This window comes from Micromonospora trifolii, assembly GCF_050516465.1.
In the GTDB taxonomy this organism is placed as follows: Bacteria; Actinomycetota; Actinomycetes; order Mycobacteriales; family Micromonosporaceae; genus Micromonospora; species Micromonospora trifolii.
Genome location: NZ_CP191526.1, coordinates 2,491,308 through 2,510,555 on the forward strand (window position 1 = coordinate 2,491,308; position 19,248 = coordinate 2,510,555).

14 protein-coding genes and 1 riboswitch are annotated in these 19,248 nt (G+C 73.0%); of the genes, 8 read left to right on the plus strand and 6 right to left on the minus strand.

Annotated features, from left to right (window positions below; translation table 11 throughout):
- Positions 1 to 28: 28 nt before the first annotated feature.
- Together ACQRWP_RS11610 and cobN are read right to left on the minus strand one after the other, a co-directional pair.
- Positions 29 to 2,254: a magnesium chelatase subunit D family protein gene (locus ACQRWP_RS11610; protein ID WP_430502236.1), complete on the minus strand. Its 2,226-nt coding sequence runs from the start codon at positions 2,252 to 2,254 to the stop codon at positions 29 to 31.
- Positions 2,251 to 5,919: a cobaltochelatase subunit CobN gene (cobN, locus tag ACQRWP_RS11615; RefSeq protein ID WP_430502237.1), complete on the minus strand. Its 3,669-nt coding sequence runs from the start codon at positions 5,917 to 5,919 to the stop codon at positions 2,251 to 2,253. Before cobN ends, ACQRWP_RS11610 begins: the two co-directional genes overlap by 4 nt.
- A 258-nt stretch (positions 5,920 to 6,177) precedes the next feature.
- Positions 6,178 to 6,354, minus strand: a riboswitch (cobalamin riboswitch).
- Positions 6,355 to 6,670: 316 nt separating this feature from the next.
- On the opposite strand from cobN, the gene ACQRWP_RS11620 reads away from it, so the two are divergent.
- Positions 6,671 to 7,387, plus strand: coding sequence for an MBL fold metallo-hydrolase (locus ACQRWP_RS11620; RefSeq protein ID WP_430502238.1), 717 nt, complete (start codon positions 6,671 to 6,673; stop codon positions 7,385 to 7,387).
- Between the two features lie 11 nt (positions 7,388 to 7,398).
- Here ACQRWP_RS11620 and ACQRWP_RS11625 read toward each other — a convergent pair whose 3' ends face one another.
- On the minus strand, positions 7,399 to 7,734 hold the full coding sequence (locus ACQRWP_RS11625) for a hypothetical protein (protein ID WP_430502239.1): 336 nt from the start codon (positions 7,732 to 7,734) through the stop codon (positions 7,399 to 7,401).
- A gap of 126 nt (positions 7,735 to 7,860) precedes the next feature.
- Between ACQRWP_RS11625 and ACQRWP_RS11630 the strand changes: the two genes are divergently transcribed.
- The 5 genes from ACQRWP_RS11630 (at position 7,861) to ileS (ending at position 13,859) form a co-directional block, all read left to right on the plus strand.
- The gene (locus tag ACQRWP_RS11630; protein WP_430502240.1) at positions 7,861 to 8,442 is read left to right on the plus strand and encodes an RNA polymerase sigma factor; all 582 of its coding nucleotides are present in this window, start codon (positions 7,861 to 7,863) and stop codon (positions 8,440 to 8,442) included.
- Positions 8,435 to 9,154 carry a hypothetical protein gene (locus ACQRWP_RS11635; protein ID WP_430502241.1) on the plus strand — a complete coding sequence of 240 codons (720 nt, stop codon included), beginning with the start codon at positions 8,435 to 8,437 and terminating at the stop codon, positions 9,152 to 9,154. The genes ACQRWP_RS11630 and ACQRWP_RS11635 overlap by 8 nt, the downstream gene beginning before the upstream one ends.
- 89 nt (positions 9,155 to 9,243) lie before the next feature.
- Positions 9,244 to 9,729 (plus strand): hypothetical protein, encoded by a 486-nt coding sequence (locus ACQRWP_RS11640; protein ID WP_430502242.1) that lies wholly within the window; start codon positions 9,244 to 9,246, stop codon positions 9,727 to 9,729.
- 36 nt (positions 9,730 to 9,765) lie between these two features.
- Entirely contained in the window at positions 9,766 to 10,431 is a 666-nt protein-coding gene (locus ACQRWP_RS11645) for a hypothetical protein (protein WP_430502243.1), read from the plus strand.
- 257 nt (positions 10,432 to 10,688) lie between these two features.
- Positions 10,689 to 13,859, plus strand: a complete 3,171-nt coding sequence (ileS, locus tag ACQRWP_RS11650) for an isoleucine--tRNA ligase (RefSeq protein ID WP_430502244.1) — start codon at positions 10,689 to 10,691, stop codon at positions 13,857 to 13,859.
- 19 nt (positions 13,860 to 13,878) lie between these two features.
- Here the strand turns inward: ileS and ACQRWP_RS11655 are convergent, their stop codons facing one another.
- Both ACQRWP_RS11655 and ACQRWP_RS11660 read right to left on the minus strand, forming a co-directional pair.
- The gene (locus ACQRWP_RS11655) at positions 13,879 to 14,775 is read right to left on the minus strand and encodes an aldo/keto reductase (protein ID WP_430502245.1); all 897 of its coding nucleotides are present in this window, start codon (positions 14,773 to 14,775) and stop codon (positions 13,879 to 13,881) included.
- A 73-nt stretch (positions 14,776 to 14,848) separates the two neighbouring features.
- Positions 14,849 to 16,111, minus strand: coding sequence for an MFS transporter (locus ACQRWP_RS11660; protein WP_430502246.1), 1,263 nt, complete (start codon positions 16,109 to 16,111; stop codon positions 14,849 to 14,851).
- 160 nt (positions 16,112 to 16,271) lie between these two features.
- Between ACQRWP_RS11660 and ACQRWP_RS11665 the strand changes: the two genes are divergently transcribed.
- Both ACQRWP_RS11665 and ACQRWP_RS11670 read left to right on the plus strand, forming a co-directional pair.
- Positions 16,272 to 17,261 (plus strand): LacI family DNA-binding transcriptional regulator, encoded by a 990-nt coding sequence (locus tag ACQRWP_RS11665; protein ID WP_430502247.1) that lies wholly within the window; start codon positions 16,272 to 16,274, stop codon positions 17,259 to 17,261.
- A 91-nt stretch (positions 17,262 to 17,352) separates the two neighbouring features.
- On the plus strand, positions 17,353 to 18,081 hold the full coding sequence (locus ACQRWP_RS11670) for an alpha/beta hydrolase (protein WP_430502248.1): 729 nt from the start codon (positions 17,353 to 17,355) through the stop codon (positions 18,079 to 18,081).
- A 12-nt stretch (positions 18,082 to 18,093) separates the two neighbouring features.
- On the opposite strand, the gene ACQRWP_RS11675 is transcribed toward ACQRWP_RS11670, so the two are convergent.
- Positions 18,094 to 19,218, minus strand: coding sequence for an FUSC family protein (locus ACQRWP_RS11675; RefSeq protein WP_430502249.1), 1,125 nt, complete (start codon positions 19,216 to 19,218; stop codon positions 18,094 to 18,096).
- Between the last annotated feature and the right edge of the window lie 30 nt (positions 19,219 to 19,248).

Sequence of the window (19,248 nt, forward strand, 5' to 3'; positions counted from 1 at the left end):
TCTGTTGGTCATACGTGCGTTTAGTCCGTTATGCCGCGACAGGAAGTGCAAGATCGCGGGGGTGGGTGAGGGCTTCCAGGGCGGTTCGGGGGGCCTTCAGCTGGGTGGCCAGGCGGGCGGCCAGGTTGAGGCGGACGGGGCCGGATTCACAGTCCACGACCACGCAGGGGGCGCCGGTCGCCGCCAGGACCTTCGCGGCTGCTGCCGCGCGGTCGAGGGGACGAGTGCCCGCGGTGGCTCTCCCGTCGGTGACGATGAGGACCAGTGGGCGGCGCTTCGGGTCGCGCAGGCGCTCCACCCGCAACAGGTCCGCGGCGGCGAGCAGCCCCTCGGCCAGCGGCGTACGCCCACCGGTGGGCAGCTCGGCCAGCCGGGTCGAGGCGGCCAGCACCGACGAGGTCGCCGGCAGCAGGGTCCGGGCGCCGGCGCCCCGGAACGCGATCACCGCGACCTTGTCCCGCCGCTGGTACGCGTCGGTGAGCAGGGCGAGCACCGCGTCCTTCACGGTGGTCATCCGCTGCCGGGCGCCCATCGAGCCGCTCGCGTCCACCACGAACAGCACCAGGTTGCCCTCGCGCCCCTCGCGAACCGCCTCGCGCAGGTCGTCCCGGCGCAGTCGCAACGGACCGGTGAGCCGGCCCCGGGCCGCCTGGTGCGGCGCGGCGGCGCGGATCGTGGCCGGCAGGTGCAGCGCGCTCACCCGACCCGCCGGCACCCGGGCGCCGGTGGTGCGGCCCCGCCCGGTGCGGGCCCGCGACCGTCGGCCCGGCACCCCGTCACCCAGGCCGGGCGCGGTGAGCACCCGCGCCTTCAGCCCACCCCGGGGTACGGCCACCGGCTGGGACTCTCCACCGCGGGTCGGGTCGTCGTCACCGGTCGCCGATTCCCGGCCACCGCGCGGGCGCGAGTTCTGGCCGTCGCCGCCCCGGTCGCCCGTCTGGTGTTGCGGCCAGCCGTCGTCGTCGCCGCTGTCGCCCGGCTGGCGCTGCGGCCAGCCGTCGACACCGTCCGGGCCGTCGGTGCGCCCGTCCGGGCCAGCGCCGTTCCGCGCCGACGAGTGCCCGGCCGACCCGGGTTCACCCTGGTCGATGCCAACGCCGTCGCCGCCCTGCGGGCCGCCGCCACTCGGGCCGCCACCGTTCGGGCCGCCGCCACCAGCCGGGCCACCGCCCGACGGGCCCCCGTCGTCCGGGCCACGGTCGTCCGGGCCGGCGTCGTCCGGGTCGTCGGGGTGGGCGTCCTGGGCGCGCTGCAACGCCTCGTCGAGGCGCTTCTCGTCCAGCCCCGGGGTGTCGAACGGATCGCGGCGACGGCGGTGCGGCAGGGCCAGCCGGGCGGCCACCCGGACGTCGTCGATGGTGACCCGGTCCCGCCCGTGCCAGGCGGCGTGGGCGAGGGCGGTCCGGGCGGTGACGATGTCGGCGCGCATTCCGTCCACGTCGAACGCCGCACACACCTCGGCGATCTGCCGCAACGCGGCGTCCGGCAGTCGTACCCCGGGAAGTCGGCGGCGGGCGGCGGCCACCTGGCCGGCGATCTCCGCGTCGGCGTCGGCCCAGCGGGCGGCGAAGCCCACCGGGTCCGCGTCGGCGGCCAGCCGGCGGCGGACCACCTCGACCCGGATCTCCGGGTCCCGGCTGGCGCCCACCTCCACGGTGAGCCCGAACCGGTCCAGCAGCTGCGGGCGCAGCTCCCCCTCCTCCGGGTTCATCGTGCCGACCAGCAGGAACCGGGCCGCGTGGCTGACCGAGACGCCCTCCCGCTCGACGTGGCTGCGGCCCATCGCCGCCGCGTCGAGCAGCAGATCGACGAGGTGGTCGTGCAGCAGGTTGACCTCGTCGACGTAGAGCACGCCCCGGTGCGCGGCGGCGAGCAGGCCCGGCTCGAAGGCGCGTACCCCCTCGCCGATCGCCTTCTCCAGGTCCAGTGCGCCGACCACCCGGTCCTCGGCGGCGCCCACCGGCAGCTCGACGAGACGGGCCGGACGGGTCTCGTCGGCGGCGTCGGCCGGGTGCGGGCCGTCCGGGCAGGCCCGGTCGGGCTCGGCCGGGTCACAGCCGAAACGGCAGCCAGCCACCCGCCGCACCGGCGGCAGCAGCGCGGCGAGAGCCCGCACGGCGGTGGACTTGGCGGTTCCCTTCTCACCCCGGACCAGCACCCCGCCGATCGCCGGGGAGACCGCGTTGAGCAGCAACGCCAGCCGCATGTCGGCCATGCCGAGCACAGCACTGAACGGGTAAGTGGTCACGGTCATGCCCGGTCCTCCAGGTCGCCCTCACTGGCCAGGTACGTGTCCCGCAACCGGTCGAGGGTGGCCGGCTCCGGCTTAACCCACAGCCCCCGGTCGGCGGCCTCCAACAGCCGCTCGGTGATGCCGCGCAGCGCCCACGGGTTGGACTTCTCCAGGAACTCCCGGGTGGTCTCGTCGAAGAGGTACGCGGCGGCCAGGTGCTCGTACATCCAGTCGTCGACCACACCGGCGGTGGCGTCGTAGCCGAACAGGTAGTCCACTGTGGCCGCCAGCTCGAACGCGCCCTTGTAGCCGTGCCGGCGCATCGCGGCGATCCACTTCGGGTTGACCACCCGGGCCCGGAACACCCGTCGGGTCTCCTCACCCAGGGTGCGGGTGCGCACGTCGTGCGGCATCGCCGAGTCACCCACGTACGCCTGCGGTGACGTGCCGGTGAGGTGGCGGACCATCGCCACCATTCCGCCGTGGTACTGGAAGTAGTCGTCGGAGTCGACGATGTCGTGCTCACGGGTGTCCTGGTTCTTCACCGCCACCGCGATCCGGGCGAACGAGCGCTCCATGTCGGCGCGCGCCTCCCGCCCGTCCAGGCCCCGGCCGTACGCGTAGCCGCCCCACACCGCGTACACCTCGGCCAGGTCGGCGTCGCTGCGCCAGGTCCGGGCGTCGATCAGGGGCAGCAGGCCCGCGCCGTACGCGCCGGGCTTGGAGCCGAAGATCCGGGCGGTGGCCCGCCGCTCGTCGCCGTGCTCGGCGAGGTCGGCGGCGACGTGCGCCCGCAGGTAGTTCTCCTCGTCCGGCTCGTCCAGCGCGGCGACCCGCCGGACGGCGTCGTCGAGCAGCGCCACCACGTGCGGGAACGCGTCGCGGAAGAAGCCGGAGATGCGCACTGTGACGTCGACGCGAGGGCGGCCCAGCTCGGCGGTCGGCACCACCTCGATGCCGGTGACCCGCCGGGACCGGTCGTCCCAGACCGGCCGGCAACCCAGCAGCGCGAGCACCTCGGCGATGTCGTCGCCCTGGGTCCGCATCGCGCTGGTGCCCCAGACGGTCAACCCCACCGAGCGGGGGTACCCGCCGGTGTCGGCGAGGTGCCGGGCCAGCAGCGAGTCGGCGAGGGCCACCCCGACGTCCCAGGCGTTGCGGCTGGGGATGGCCTTCGGGTCGACGGAGTAGAAGTTGCGGCCGGTGGGCAGCACGTTGACCAGCCCCCGGGTTGGTGAGCCGGACGGGCCGGGTGGCACGAACCTCCCGTCCAGCGCCCCGAGGGTGTTGGTCAGCTCGTCGGTGGTCCGGTCCAGTCGGGGCACCAGCTCGGTGGCGGCGAAGTGCAGCACCGCGGCGACGTCCGGGAGCGGCTGACCGGTCACCTCGGTCACCACGGCGTCCACCGTGTCCACGGCCCAGTTCAGCGTCTCCATGCCGACGACCAGCCGCCGCGCGAGGGCCTCGATGAGGTCGATCGCGTCGGCGGCGGTGCCGGCCGGCCCGTCCACCACGTCGGTCAGCGCCGCAGGCAGCGCCAGTCGCTGTCCCGGCGACGCGAGCAGCTCCTGCTCGTCGAGGGAGTACGCGACGGCGAGGGCCTGCCGCAGTCCGGGCAGGGCGCGGGCGCCGCCCCAGATCTGCGGGGCGCGCAGCACCGCGAGAATGAGGTTGACCCGTGGCTCGCCGGTGGGCGCGTCGGCGAGGATGTGCAGCCCGTCGCGGATCTGCACGTCCTTGACCTCGCACAGGTACCCGTCGAGGTGCAGCACGAAGTCGTCGAAGTCGTCCGCGTCGGGCATCGCCTCGGCGTGCAGGTCGTGGTGCAGCTCGGCGGCGCGCACGAGGTCCCAGATCTGGGCCCGCACGGTGGGCACCTTGGCCGGGTCGAGGGCCTGCACTGTCGCGTACTCGTCGAGCAGTTGCTCCAGTTTGGCCAGGTCGCCGTAGGTCTCGGCGCGGGCCATCGGCGGGACCAAATGGTCGACGACCACGGCGTGCGCCCGCCGCTTGGCCTGGGTGCCCTCGCCGGGGTCGTTGACGATGAACGGGTACACCATCGGCAGGTCGCCGAGGACCGCGTCGGGCGCGCAGTCGGCGGCCAGGCCGAGGCCCTTGCCGGGCAGCCACTCCAGGGTGCCGTGCTTGCCCAGGTGCACCACGGCGTCCGCGCCGAAGCCGCCGTCCGCGACGGGCGCTGTCAACCAGCGGTACCCGGCCAGGTAGTGGTGGCTGGGCGGCAGATCCGGGTCGTGGTAGATGGCGATCGGGTTCTCCCCGAAGCCGCGGGGCGGCTGGATCAGCAGCACCACATTGCCGAAGCGCAGCCCGGCGAGCACGATGTCGCCGCCCTCGGTGTACAGCTCGCCCGGCGGCTCACCCCAGTGCTCCCGCATCCGCTCGCGCAGCTCGGCCGGGACCTGGTCGAACCAGCGTCGGTAGGTCGGCCCCGGTATCCGGGCCTCGGCGGCGGCCAACTGCTCCGGGGTGAGCCACTCCACGTCGTGACCACCGGCCGCGATCAGCGCGTGGATCAGCGCGTCGCCGTCGTCGGGCGGTGGCGCGTCACCCAGGTCGTAGCCGGCCTCGGCCAGCGCGGCGAACAGTCGGACCGCCGAGGCCGGGGTGTCCAACCCGACGGCGTTGCCGACCCGGGAGTGCTTGGTGGGGTACGAGCTGAGCACCACGGCGACCCGCTTGTCGGCGTGCGGCACGTACCGCAGCCGGGCGTGGCGCACCGCGATCCCGGCGACCCGGGCGGCCCGCTCGGGGTCGGCGGCGTAGACCGAGAGCCCGTCGGCGTCGATCTGCTTGAACGAGAACGGCACGGTGACGATCCGGCCGTCGAACTCGGGGATGGCCACCTGCATGGCGGCGTCCAACGGGGACAGCCCGGCGTCGCTGTCGGCCCACTGCGCGCGGGTGCTGGTGAGGCAGAGCGCCTGGATGACCGGCACGTCCAGGGCGGCCAGGGCACCGACGTCCCAGGCGTCCTCGTCGCCGCCACCGGAGGCGTCCGCGGCGACCGCTCCGCCGGCCGCGAGCACCGTGACCAGCAGCGCGTCACAGCGGGCGAAGAGCCCGAGTGGGCCGGCGCCCGCGGTGAGCCCGCGCAGCGAGCCGCAGAAGATCGGCAGCGGGTTGCCGCCGGCTTTGTGGACCGCGTCCGCGAGGACGTCGACGAAGTCGGTGTTGCCGGCGAGGGCGTGCGCCCGGTAGAAGACGATTCCCACTGTGGGCCGGTCCGGGTCGGCGGGGTGTTCGCCGTGCACGCCGTACGCCGGGGTGGGCGCGGGCGGGGCGAACCCCTCGCCGGTGAGCAGCACCGTGTCGGAGAAAAACCGGGCCAACTGCCCGAGGTTGTCCGGGCCGCCCTCCACCAGGTACGCCAGCGCCTGGGTGACGACCCCGGACGGCACCGTGGAGATGGCCATCAGCTCCGCGTCGGGCAGCGCCTCGCCGCCGAGCACGACCGTTGGCACGCCGGTGGCGAGCACCGCGGCGAGGCCGTCCGGCCACGCCTGCCGACCGCCGAGCAGGCGTACGACGACGAGGGCGACCCCGTCGAGCAGGGCGGGCACCTCCTCGGCGGTGACCCGGGCGGGGTTGGCCAACCGGTAGTCGGCGCCGCTGGCGCGGGCAGCCAGCAGGTCGGTGTCGGCGGTGGACAGCAGCAGGATGCGCACGGCAGGCTCCGGAAAGTGACGCCCTGGGGCCCTCACGGGGGCAACCGGGGCGATGCGGGTGGGTACGGCGTCAGCCGGTACGACGGCCCGCGCGAACGGCGGACCGACGTGGGCGTCGGGCCGGTCAGCGCCGGGCGATCAGCTCAACGGTGCCGGTAGCCGGTGTCCTTGGAATGCACTGCCTGGAGCGCAATACGACGATGATCGTCGATGAATGAGACGCCGTGCGTCATCGGGTCCTCCTCGGGTGTCCACGCCCTGGGGTGCATCCCGACGGCCGAAGTATCCTGGCTTCCGGATCGACGCTCTCCCCCGGCCTTCCAACCGCAGACACACGGCCGTGACTCACGAGGGGGGATCGCTCCCCGGTGACAGTGGCGGGACCGCGTCGGATTCGCACCGACTTCCTTCACTGCCGTCAGGCCGCGAATGCTGCCACACCCCTCCACCGCCGGTCAACGCGTGCCCAGCCCCACCGGGCGGGTGCCACTCATCGAGTTTCACCGATTACTTCGACCGCCAACCGGTGGGTCGCAATGCCCCGAATCAATGCCAGCCCCTCCTTTGCTCTGCTTACCTGTAGGCACCAGTGACGCTCCGTGCCTGGCGCGAATAGGCAAGCAGAGCAAAGGGGGTAGCACCCGCCCTGGCCTGCGCCGATCGTCGGAGGGGACGGTGGCGTGCGGCACCCTGGCCTAACATCGGCGAACGCCGCACCAAAGTCCGCGATCAATCTCGGAGGTCGATCACCTTGGTCGCTCCGCAGTTCCATCATCTGGCGGGCCGGGTCTGGCTCTGCCCGGGCGATCCGGACCCGGAGGCGGTCCAGGCCGGCGTCGCCGTCGTCGCCGACGAACGCGGCAGTGTGATGATCGACGCCGGGCAGAGCCCCGCGCACGCCCGCGATATCCAGGCCGCGCTGGCCGCCGCCGGCCTACCGAAACCGCGCTGGCTGGTCTACACCCACCATCACTGGGACCACGTGTGGGGCGCCTGCGCCTGGCCCGGGGTCGAGATCGTCGGACACGAGGCAGCGGTGCCGCTGCTGCGCGCCGAGGCCACCCGACCGTGGAGCCACCGCTACCTGCACGAGCAGGCACGCGCCGATCCCCGTCTCGGCCCGAGCTTCCGAGCCCGCGCAGGCGCGATGGCGTCCTGGGACGGCTTCGCCATCCAGCCGCCGACCCGGACCTTCGCCGACGGGGACGAGCTGCCGGTCGGAGTTCGGCTACGTCACGTCGGGGGCGGGCACGCACCGGATTCGACAGTGGTGCTGGTGCCCGACTCGGGGGTCATGCTGCTGGGCGACTGCTTCTACCCACCGCCGGCCCACCTGCGCCGGCCGGAGGACGGCCTCGACCTCGACCTGGTTCGACGACTTCTCGACGACACCTACCACTGGTACGTCTCCAGCCACGCGGAGCCGATGACGCTCGAAGAGGCCCGCTCAGCCGTGCGGTGCGCCTGAGCGGTCGAACCTCAGCGGGAGTGGCGTTCCGGGTGGGCCCGGCTCCAGGTCCGCATCCGTTCCGGGTAGCCGGTGCGCGCCGCCTCGTACAGCGGCACCGCGTGCTTGCGGGCGATGGCCCCGGCCGCGCGGGGCGTTCCGGTACGGCGGCGGATCCACTCGCCGTCGTGGGCGATCGCCACCACGGTGGTGTCCGTCGCGGTCGTCTCCGGCTCCAGGTAGAACTCCACCCCGCGCCGAGTGGCCACGAACGCCTCCAGCGCCGCGAGGTCGTCGCGGGTCGCCTCCCGGTCCAGCTTCGTCGGGGTCGCCTCGGCACCCCGTGACCGGCGGTTGAACCAGCTCATGCCCCGCCCCTCTCCTCGATGCCCCTCCAGTGCAGCACCGATTCCTGGCAATACGCTGCACGCCGGATGGGAGAGAGCTGACCCGCGGGGAAATCCCTGTGGAACCCGCGACGGGTGGGCGGTGTCATGAGTGTGATCCGAACGGAGGCTCCCCTGGACGACGAGGCGCTCGTCACCCGCGCTCGGGCAGGTGATCTGGAGGCGTACAACCTCCTGGTCGCCCGGCACACCGCGTCCGCGTACCGGACCGCGGTGCTGCTCGGCGCGGGCTCGGACTCCGAGGACGTCATCCAGGAGGCGTTTGTGAAGGCGTACCGGAAGCTGTCCCGCTACCGGGGCGACGCGTCCTTCCGGTCGTGGCTACTCGCGATCGTCGCCAACGAGACACGCAACCTGCACCGCTCCCGGGGCCGGCGCGACGGGCTCGTCCTGCGGGCGGCGGCAGCGGACCCGACGTCCGAGATCGCCGAGGACGACGCGGTCGGCGCGGTCCTCGCCGGGGAGCGCCGGGCGTCGCTGGTGCAGGCGCTGCGGCAACTGCCGGTACGGGACCGCGAGGTGATCGTCTGCCGGTTCTTCCTCGATCTCACCGAGGAGGAGACGGTGTCTGCTCTGGGCTGGCCCCGGGGCACTGTGAAGTCGCGCACGTCCAGGGCGCTGGCGAAGCTTCGCGGCCTGCTCGACCGTGAGGAGGTCCGGCATGGGTGACCTCGAACGGGAACTGCGCGACCTGTCCGCCTGGCTGGACACTCCCGATCCGCCCGACGTGACCGCCCGCGTCCGCGTACGACTCAGCACGCCCGCGCCCCGGCGGCGCCGGTGGCGTTCGCTCGCCGCGGCGGCGCTCGTCACCCTGCTGGTGGCGGTGTTGCCGCCGACGCGGGCCGCCATCGCCGACGTCGTCACAGGGCTGCTGCGCTTCGCCGGGGTCAGCATCGCCACCTCGCCCGCCCCGACGCCGCCCGGCGGCACCGCGGCACCGCTGCCCGGGCAGCGGGCAGTGGCCCTGGACGAGGCGCAACGGGCGGTGCGGTTTCCGATCCGTCTGCCGGCGATGCTGGGCCCGCCGGAGCAGGTGCTGGTCGCCGACCCGGACGCCACGGGCCGGTACCGGGTGGCGACGCTGCTCTACGACGGGGGTGCGCTGCGCGTGGACGCGTTCGACGGTCACCTCGACCTGGCCTTCCACAAGGAGGTCACCCCGCCGGGCGCGGACTGGGTCCAGGTCAACGGCGACTTCGCCGTCTGGGTCGACGGCCCACACGTGTTGTCCTACGTGGACCGGGCGGGCGGGATCCGCCAGGAGACCGCCCGGCTGGCCGCCTCGACCCTGATCTGGCAGGACAACGACGTGAGCTATCGGCTGGAGGGCACCTTCACCAAGGCCGAGGCGATCGAGATCGCGCACTCCGTGCGTTAGGAACCTGGCGGGCCCGGGCGGTGTCGGAAGGGTGCGACGAGTTGTCGACGCGTACCGGAAGGGGCGAGATGGGTTCCTGGGGCAGGTTGATGCTGGCATCCTCGGTGGTCCTGCTGGCGGGGTGCACGACCACGACCAGCGGCGCGACTCCGACGGCGGGTGCGGCCGCCACGGCGAGCACCGCGGCCGCCTGCGCGGCGCGGATCGAGACGGGGTCGCTGCCCGACTGGGCGGACGCCGGGTTCAGCGGGGACGCGCGAATTCCGCACGTCTTCGGCGCGAAGGGTGACATCGTGGCGGTGCTGTTCGCCCACCCGCTGCGGCAGGTCCGGACGGACGGGTCGAACAACAAGATCCTCTGGGTGGCCCGTGCCGCCACGACCTCGCCCGACCCGACCGCACCGGCAACCCTGGTGATCACCGCGAGGCTGGACGGCACCGACACCCGGGTGATCCGGGAGGTCGCCGGCGGCCCCGGTCCGTCGATCATCGATCTGCCGCAGGCCGGTTGCTGGCGCCTCGACCTGCGCTGGTCCGGGCACACCGACACGATGGACCTGGTCTACGCCCCCTGACAGCAGCACCCTCGGGGGCCGCCTAGGCTGCCGATCATGCCCATGGACGCGCGGGTGGCGGCGGCCCGCAACAACGCCGAATGGTGCGACATCGTCTGCGGCAGCCATGGGCTGACCGGCCGTACCGACGCCGACGCCTGGTCTGTCCCCCACCGTTCGCCACCCTGGTACCCGGACGCGGTCACCCTACGACCGGGCGTCGACGCCGAGGTCCTGCTGACCCGGATCGACGCCGGGCCCGGCGCGTCGGTGAAGGACAGCTTCGCCGACCTCGACCTGTCCGGCTACGGGTTCCGGGTCCTCTTCGACGCGCAGTGGATCCACCGGCCACCGTCGGCACCACCTGTCGACGCACCGCTGGCCGCAATCACCACGCCCGACGAGCTGGCGTCCTGGGCGGCGGTTCACGGCGGTGAGGAGTTGTTCCGGCCCGCGCTCCTGGCCGACCCCCGGGTGCGGGTGCTCGCCCGCCGCGACGTCCGGGGTGTGATCATCGGCGGAGCGGTGCTCAGCGGCGACGGCCCGTACGGCGTCTCCAACCTGTTCACCCGCACCGACAACCCCCGGGACGTCTGGCGGGCGGTGTGCGCCACCCTGCCCGACGCGCCGCTGGTCGGCTACGAAACCGCCCCGGACCTCACGCCCGCGCTCTCCGCCGGCTTCACCACCACCGGCCCCCTCCGCGTCTGGCTGCACGCCTAGCGCTCCGGCCACGGGCTGTACGCACGGACAGCTATGCTGGTCGGCATCGGCACCGATCCGGCCATCACCGGGGAGCCTCCGGAAGAACGGGCAGCTCAGCGCCGCCCCAGTAGAACCGGACGTCGCGGCACGTCACGTCGCGAAATTGAGCGGCGCCTGCACCGTCGAGGCGCAAGCGGGGTGGTACCGCGGAGTCCTGGCCATACGCCCGGCGCTTCGTCCCCGCGTGGGCAGTGAGCTGATGCCCGCGCGAGCGGATGTGGAGTGTAGGGAGAACGTCGGTGCCGGACGGTCCATCGAAGTCGCCATTCGTGCCACTGCCCACCAAGATCGACCTTGGTGGGATGGACCGTACGGTCATCGAGTGGTGGCAGGCCAACAACGTGTTCAACCGGAGTCTGGAGCAGACGGCCGACGGTCCTCCGTGGGTGTTCTACGAGGGGCCACCGACAGCCAACGGCACGCCAGGCACCCACCACATCGAGGCGAGGGTGTTCAAGGACCTCTTTCCCCGGTACCGCACGATGCGGGGGTTCTCGGTGCCACGCCGTGCCGGGTGGGACTGCCACGGCCTGCCGGTTGAGCTCGCGGTGGAGAAGGAACTGGGACTCAGCGGCAAGCCCGACATCGAGAAGATGGGCGTCGCGGAGTTCAACGCCCTGTGCCGCACCTCGGTGCTACGGCACGTGGACGAGTTCGTCCAACTCAGCCAGCGTATGGGTTACTGGATCGACCTGGACCATCCGTACCAGACCATGTCCCCGGAGTACGTGGACAGCGTCTGGTGGTCACTGAAGCAGATCCACGACGGCGGCCGCCTGGTGGAGGACTTCCGGGTCGCGCCGTACTGCACCCGCGACGGCACGACCCTGTCCGACCACGAGGTGGCGCAGGGGTACGAGACCGTCACCGACCCCTCCGTGTACGTGCGGTTTCCGTTGCGCGGGGACGTAGCCGGGCACAGCGGCGTCGACCTGCTGATCTGGACCACCACCCCGTGGACCCTGGTGTCCAACACCGCCGTCGCCGTACACCCCACGGTGACGTACGCCCTCGCCCGCACCGAGCGGGGCACGTTCGTCGTCGCCGAACCGCTGACCCAGCGGGTCCTCGGCGACGAGGCGGAGATCCTGGCGACCGTACCGGGGTCGGCCCTGGAGGGTCTGCGGTACGAGCGGCCATTCGACCTGGTGGACATCCCGGACGCGCACCGGGTGGTCCTCGCGGAGTACGTCACCACCGAGGACGGCACCGGCCTGGTGCACCAGGCGCCGGCCTTCGGCGCGGACGACCTCGCCGTCTGCCGCGCCTACGGGTTGCCGCTGGTCAACCCGGTCGCCCCCAACGGGCGGTTCAACGACGGCATCGACCTGGTCGGTGGGGTGTTCTTCAAGGACGCCGACGCGTTGCTCATCGACCGCCTCAGGACGTCTGGCCGGTTGTTCCGGCACGAGCCGTTCGAGCACCCCTACCCGCATTGCTGGCGGTGCCACACCCCGCTGATGTACTACGCCCAGCCGTCCTGGTACATCCGGACGACCGAGGTCCGCGACGAACTGACGCGGGAGAACGAGCACACCAACTGGTTCCCGGAGCACATCAAACACGGCCGCTACGGCGACTGGCTGAAGAACAACATCGACTGGGCGGTGTCCCGCTCCCGGTACTGGGGTACCCCGCTGCCGCTGTGGCGATGCCCGGACAACCACGTGACCGCTGTCGGTTCCCGTACGGAGCTCGGAGAGCTGGCCGGCGCCGACCTGTCCGAGCTGGATCCGCACCGCCCGTACGTTGACGAGATCACCTTCGCCTGCCCGGACTGCGGCCAAATCGCCACCCGGGTCCCCGAGGTGATCGACGCCTGGTACGACTCCGGAGCGATGCCGTTCGCGTCGTTGGGCTACCCCCACGTGCCGGGCAGCAAGGAGATCTTCGAGCGCACCTACCCGGCCCAGTACATCTGCGAGGCGATCGATCAGACGCGGGGGTGGTTCTACACGCTGATGGCGGTGGGCACGCTGGTCTTCGACCGGTCCCCGTACGAGAACGTCGTCTGCCTCGGGCACATCCTGGCCGAGGACGGCCGCAAGATGAGCAAACACCTGGGCAACATCCTGCTGCCGATCCCGTTGATGGACACGCACGGCGCCGACGCGGTGCGCTGGTTCATGGCCTGCTCCGGCTCACCGTGGTCGCCGCGCCGGATCGGGCCCGGCCCACTCGACGAGATCGTCCGCAAGGTGTTGATGACCTACTGGAACACCGCGGCGTTCTTCTCCCTCTACGCGGCGAACTCGACGTGGGCGCCGCACCTGGCCCAGCCGGTCGCCGAGCGACCGGTGCTGGACCGGTGGATCGTCGGCGAGGTCCACGCCCTCGCGGCCGCCGTCGACGAGCGACTCCAGAACTACGACACGGCGCGCGCCGGCCGACTGCTCGCCGACTTCATCGACGACCTGTCGAACTGGTACGTGCGGCGCTCCCGGCAGCGTTTCTGGGAGGGCGACCCCAACGCGCTCGCCACCCTGTACGAATGCCTCGACATCCTCACGCGGCTGCTCGCGCCGTTCGTTCCCTTCGTCACGGAGGAGGTGTGGCAGCAGGTCGTCCGGCGGGGGGCCGCGTCGGCCCCGGAGTCGGTGCACCTGGCGACCTGGCCCACACCCGACACCACAGTGATCAGCACCGAGTTGTCGGCCCAGGTGGCCACGGCGCGGGCGCTGGCCGAGGCGGGGCGGTCCGCGCGGAAGACGAGCAGTCTGCGGATCCGTCAGCCGTTGAGCCGCGCGCTCGTGGGGCTGCCGGCCGGCACCGTCCTCCCGCAGGCGTTGCTGGACGACATCGGCGACGAGTTGAACGTCAAGGTCCTCCAGCCGCTCGATCCCCAGAGCGGGGTGATCGACGTGCAGGTCAAAGCGAACTTCCGGACCCTGGGCCGCCGGTTCGGCAACCGCACCCAGCACGTCGCGAAGGCCATCGCCGGCGTGGCCCCTCGGGAGTTGGTCGACGGCGTCCGGGCGAACGGGACGTACCCGCTGTCGGTCGACGGTGCGCAGGTCGAGGTCGGCCTGGACGACATCCTGATCACGGAGGTGCCGCGCACCGGTTGGGTCGTGGAGTCCCAGCGCGGCGCGACGATCGCGTTGGACACCGAGATCACCCCCGAGCTGGCAGCCGAGGGCGTCGCACGCGACGTCGTCCGCATCATCCAGCAGGCTCGCCGCGACGCTGACTTCGAGGTCTCCGACCGGATCACGGTGTCGATCGCCGCGCCCGCTGATGTCGCGGCGGCGATCTCCGCGCATCAGAAGCTCATCGCGCACGAGACCCTCGCGCTCCAGCTGACGGTCGTGGACGCGTTGTCGGAGGGTTTCTCCGGCTCCGTGGGCGACGGTCAGGAGATCGTCGTGCACGTCGTACGGGCCTGAGCGGTGACGGCCTGGACGATCACTGAAGACGGGTCAGGTCTTCCTGGGTCAGACGCAGGGCTCCGGCGGCGATGTTCTGCGCCAGGTGGTCCGGGTCCGCGGTGCCGGGGATGGCGAGCACGTGGGGGCCCTGGTGCAGGGTCCAGGCGAGGCGTACCTGCTGCGGGGTGACGCCGTGGGCGCGGGCGACCGCCTCCACGGCCTCGCCCTGCGCGGTGCTCGCGCCCGCCTCCCGCCCGGTGCCGGCCAGCGCGAAGAACGGCACGAAGGCGATGCCCCGCTCACCGCAGAGCCGGACGAACGCGTCCTGCTCCCGGTAGGCGTCCACCCCGTAGTTGTTCTGCACGCAGACCACCGGCGCGATGCCCGCCACCTCGTCCAGCTGTTCCGGCCGGACGTTGGAGAGCCCGAGGTGCCGGATCAGCCCGGCGGCCCGCAACTCGGCGAGCGCGCCGAACCGATCGGCCACCGGCACGGCACCCGGCCCCCGGCCGAGGCGCAGGTTCACCACGTCGAGCTGGTCACGGCCGAGCCGGCGAAGGTTCTCCTCCACCTGGGTCCGCAACTGCGCCGGGGTGAACGCCTCGCTGAAGCCCGCTTCCGGGTCGTACCCGAAACCGACCTTGGTGGCGATCATCAGGTCCTCCGGGTACGGGGCGAGCGCCGCGCGGATCAGCTCGGTGGCGTAGCGGGCCGGGCCGGTGCCGACGCGCAGGGTGCCGCCGGGCGAGACGTAGAACGCGGCCGTGTCGATGTGGTTGACGCCCAGCTCAACGGCGCGGCGCAGCAGGGCGACGGCCCGGTCACTGTCGGGGTTCGCGGTGATCCGCATGGAGCCGAAGCCCATCCGGTGCACGGTGCGGTCGCCCAGGGTCCAGGTGCCCGCGGCGGCGGCGGTGATCTCGTGGGTTGGCATCGGGCGACCGTAACCAGTACGGGTGCGCGGCGCAGTCGGCCGCGCACCCGATACCGCCCGGCGGCGAGGTGGGTTAGTTTTTACCTACCGACGGAGCCGTCCCCGCCGGGTGCGGCGGGCGCAGCACCGGCACCAGCAGCAGGGTCGGCAGCAGCAGCAACGGCACCGCCAGCAACGCGCGGAGGGTGCCGACCTCGTCGCCGACCAGCCCCAGCAACGGCGGGCCACCGAGGAACGCGGTGTAGCCGATCACCGCGACCACGCTCACCCGCACCGCAGCGTGCGACTCGTCGTCGGCCGCCGCGCTCATCCCGACCGGGAAGCCCAGCGACGCACCCAGGCCCCACAGGGCGACGCCGACGACGGCCACCGGCCCGGAGCCCGCCAGCACGGCCAGGCCGGCGCCGACCACGGCGAGGCCGATGGTGCCGCTGAGGACCGGCACCCGACCCCACCGGTCCAGCGCGATGGTGCCGACGGTGCGTCCGATGGTCATGCCCACCACGAAGACCGCGAAGACCGCCGCGCCGGCGGCCTCGCTCAAATCCCGTCCGTCGATGAACGCCACGGCCAACCAGTCGTTGGCGGCACCCTCGGTGAACGCCGCCACCAGCACGAACAGCCCGATCAGCAGGGTGCGCGGCTCCCGCCAGGCGGCGAGTTGCGCCCGGCGACGGGCGGCCGGGGTGGCGTCCGCCGGGTCGCCGGTGTGATCGCTGCCCACGGGCAGGAACGTCCGGGCGGCGAGCGCGGTGCCGGTCAACACGACCACCGCCACCGCGACGAGATGCGCGCCGACCGACACGTCGAACCGGGCCGCCCCGGCGCCGAGCGCCGCTCCGGCCACCGAACCGAGGCTCCACCCGGCGTGGAAACGGGGCATGATCGTACGGCCCAGCCGCCGTTCCACCGCCGCGCCCTCGACGTTCATCGCCACGTCGCAGGCGCCGGAGCCGTAGCCGAGGGCGACCAGTCCCAGGGCGACGATGGCGAACGACCCGGTCATCGTGGCGCCCAGCCCCGCCACGGTCAGGCCGACCGCGACCAGCACGGTGGCCATCGTGACGGTGCGGGCCGCACCGAACCGCTGGGCGAGCAGGCCGGAGGTGGGCATGGCCAGCAGCGCGCCGACGCTCATCGCCAGCAGCAGCAACCCGAGTCGGCCGGCGGAGAGGTCCAACGCCTCACGGACCGCCGGGACGCGGGAGAACCAGCTGCCGACGGCCAGCCCGTTGAGGGTGAAGGTGACAGCGACGCCGTTGCGGGCGAGCCGCACCGTTCGCAGGGTCGGCGATGCGACGTCCGGGGCTACCGGTCGACTGGTGGGGGCGCTCACGAGGGTGGGTCCTCTTTCTCGGGGTGATCTCCTGGCACGATCGCACACCTGAGAGCGCTACCACCACAACCGGCAACCGCCCCTTACCGCTGCTGGTCCGGCCGGGGCATGATGTGAGCAGGCGTTGGTCCGACCGGACGGGCTGCCGCAGGAGGCGACGATGACGACAGCGGCACACCGACCGGCCACTCTCGAGGACGTGGCCCGGATCGCCGGGGTGTCCCGATCCACGGCGTCGCGGGTGATCGCCGGCACGGGGTTCGCCTCACCGGCCGCCCGGAAACAGGTCACGGCAGCCGTCGACGAGCTCGGCTACGTGCCCAACCCGGCCGCCCGGGCGCTGGTCCGCGGCGGCGGCGTACGCCTGGTCGTGGCCGTTCTGGGCACCAGCGCCGCGGTGCTGGACGACCCGTACGTGCACCAGGTGGTCGGCGCGGCCGCCCGGGTGTGCACGCCCGCCGGTGTCGGGGTGGCGCTCTACTGGCTGCCGTTCGGCGACCCCCGCAGCCTCGACCAACTCGACGGGGATCGCAGCGTGTGCGGGGTGATCCTGGTCAATACCACCGAGGAGCTGCTGGCGGCGGTGCCCCGGTCGCTACACGGTCGGGTGGTCTCGATCGGCGTCGGCTCGGCGACCGTGCCGTCGTTCGATGTCGACAACGCCGCCGGCTCCGAAGCGGTGCTGCGCCACCTGTACGCCTCGGGTCGCCGCCGGATCGCCATGGTGACCGGCCCCCGGTGGCTGCCCTGCGCGCAACGCCCGGTGCAGACGTACCGCCGACTCATGACCGAGGCCGGCCTACCGGAGCGGACACTCCCCGGGGACTTCAGGGCGGCGCGCGGCCGGACGGCGGCCGGCGAGGCACTGCGCCGCTGGCCGGACATCGACGCGATCTACGCGATCAGCGACGACACCGCGCTCGGGGTGATCGCGGGCCTGCGGGACGCCGGTGCGCGGGTGCCCGGCGACGTCGCGGTGGCCGGCTTCGACGACATTCCGTTGGCCGGAATGACCGCCCCGGCGCTGACCACGGCGAGTCACCCGGTGGGGCGGATCGCCGTCGCCGCGGCCACCGCCCTGCTGGACGGGCGCCCGGCGGCTCCGGTGACCCTCTTCCCGTCCGCCCTGGTGGCGCGGGCCAGCGCCTGAGTCGGCGCTCGGTCAAGCGCGCTGACGGTTAACCCCGTACGGGCCGGGTAACCGCGTCGGACCTTTCGTCCACCGCGAGGAGCGCCGACCCGTGTCCGACTCCGCGCCGTCGCACTGGGACCCTGCGCCGAGCCCCCGGGACGGCCGGTTGACCGCCCGCCGCCACCCGCCGGTGGCGCCGGGCCGCACCGGGCTGGTGCCGATGGCCGGCCCCGACGGTGACCGGCTGGCCCTGGGGTACGCCCCGGAGCCGGCGACCGACGGTTCGGCGTACCGGTTGGTGCTGCTCCTGCACGGTGCTGGCGGTTCGGCGCGACAGGGGCTGGACCTGCTGTTGCCGGTCGCGGACGCGCAGCACCTGCTGCTGGTCGCCCCGGATTCGTCGGCGGCCAGTTGGGACCTGATCGCCGGCGGCTTCGGGGCGGACGTGGGGCGCATCGACGGGCTGTTCGCGACCGTCTTCGACACCTACCCGGTGTCCGACGTGACGGTCGGTGGCTTCTCCGACGGTGCCTCGTACGCGCTGTCGCTGGGCCTGGCGAACGGGGATCTGGTCGACGCGGTGCTGGCCTTCTCCCCCGGTTTCGCCGCGCCACCGGTCACCCACGGCCGGCCACGGATCTTCATCTCGCACGGCGTCGACGACCGGGTGCTGCCCATCGACGTGTGCAGCCGCCGCCTCGTCCCCCACCTGCACGACCTCGGCTACGACGTGACCTACCAGGAGTTCCCCGGCGGCCACGACATCCCCGCCCCGATCCGCGATTCCGCCATCGCCTGGCTCACCGCCCATCCCCCAGGGGCAGGGAACCACTGTTGAGCGGTGCGGACGTCAGACCGGCGGGAGGCCGAGGGCGTCGTCGACGCGGGCGAGGACGGCGGCGTCGTCCTCCGGGTTGACGCCGCGCAGCAGGTCGATGGCCGTGGCCCGGACCTGACCGATGATCATCGCTAGGGGAAGCGTCTGCGTGGGACCGAAGAGCTGCCCGGCGGCGTGCACAGCGGCCAACGCCGACTCGTCAGCCAGGGTGGCGTGCCGGTCGGCGGTCTCCTCCTGCCCGTTCAGGTCGGCGGCGAGGGCGGCACCGGCCTGACGGACCGCCTCAGCCAGTGATCGCAGGGCGGCACCCAGCTCGGGCGGGGCCGGGGTGTGCAGCCGGCTGAGGGTCACGCCCGCTCGGGCCAGCACCCGGACGTTACGGACCGCGTAGTCGATCTGCCGGATCGACTCGTCCACCGAGCGCAACCGACCGATGTGCCGGCGTCGACGGACGTTGAGCCGCAGCGCCTCACCGGCGGCCAGCACTCCGTCGCGCAGCCCGTCCACCCGGGCGTCCATCCCCCGCGCCTGCCTGAGCGCGGCGACCGCCTCCGACTCGTCGCGGTCGTCCAGCGCGTCGGCGATCCCGCCCAGCAGCCCGGCCAACTCGTCGAAGGTCCGCCGCACCTCGGCGACCAGCGGCGCCAGCGGATGCCGGGCGTCGACCAGCAGGCTGGCCGCGAGGGCGACCGCGCCGCCGACCAGCGCATCGACGAAGCGGAACGGCACCAACGAGCCGTCCGGCGGTGCGACCACCACCAGGTAGAGCGCGGAGACCGCCGCCTGCACCAGCGTCACGCCGGTGGCGCCGAAGGCCACCGCGAGGAGGACGGTGAGCAGGATGACGGTGAACACCGTCCAGGTGCTGCCCGGGCCGAGCGCCTGCACCACCAGGTCCGCGACGAGCACCCCGGCGGCGACCCCGAGGATGACCTCGACGGCCCGGCGGATGCGCTGCCCCCGGGCCTGCCCGAGGACGATCAGCGCGGCGGCCGGCGCGAAGAAGGGCTGCGGGTGCCCGAGCAACCGGGTGGCCAGCAGCCAGGCCACGGTCGCCGCGACGGTCGCCTCCAGCACCGGCCGCCAGCCGTGCCGCAACCGCCCGCCGGCAGTCCGCAGGCCACTGAACCGCACCATCGCCCAACCCCTCCTAACCACAACGACCGG

What these genes read in the sequence shown, in the direction of transcription:
- ACQRWP_RS11655 (WP_430502245.1), bottom strand. Translation starts at nt 14,775, where the DNA reads ATGCCAACCCACGAGATCACCGCCGCCGCCGCGGGCACCTGGACCCTG.
- ACQRWP_RS11625 (WP_430502239.1), bottom strand. Translation starts at nt 7,734, where the DNA reads ATGAGCTGGTTCAACCGCCGGTCACGGGGTGCCGAGGCGACCCCGACG.
- ACQRWP_RS11665 (WP_430502247.1), top strand. Translation starts at nt 16,272, where the DNA reads ATGACGACAGCGGCACACCGACCGGCCACTCTCGAGGACGTGGCCCGG.
- ACQRWP_RS11635 (WP_430502241.1), top strand. Translation starts at nt 8,435, where the DNA reads ATGGGTGACCTCGAACGGGAACTGCGCGACCTGTCCGCCTGGCTGGAC.
- ACQRWP_RS11630 (WP_430502240.1), top strand. Translation starts at nt 7,861, where the DNA reads ATGAGTGTGATCCGAACGGAGGCTCCCCTGGACGACGAGGCGCTCGTC.
- ileS (WP_430502244.1), top strand. Translation starts at nt 10,689, where the DNA reads ATGTGGAGTGTAGGGAGAACGTCGGTGCCGGACGGTCCATCGAAGTCG.
- ACQRWP_RS11610 (WP_430502236.1), bottom strand. Translation starts at nt 2,254, where the DNA reads ATGACCGTGACCACTTACCCGTTCAGTGCTGTGCTCGGCATGGCCGAC.
- ACQRWP_RS11645 (WP_430502243.1), top strand. Translation starts at nt 9,766, where the DNA reads ATGCCCATGGACGCGCGGGTGGCGGCGGCCCGCAACAACGCCGAATGG.
- ACQRWP_RS11675 (WP_430502249.1), bottom strand. Translation starts at nt 19,218, where the DNA reads ATGGTGCGGTTCAGTGGCCTGCGGACTGCCGGCGGGCGGTTGCGGCAC.
- ACQRWP_RS11640 (WP_430502242.1), top strand. Translation starts at nt 9,244, where the DNA reads ATGCTGGCATCCTCGGTGGTCCTGCTGGCGGGGTGCACGACCACGACC.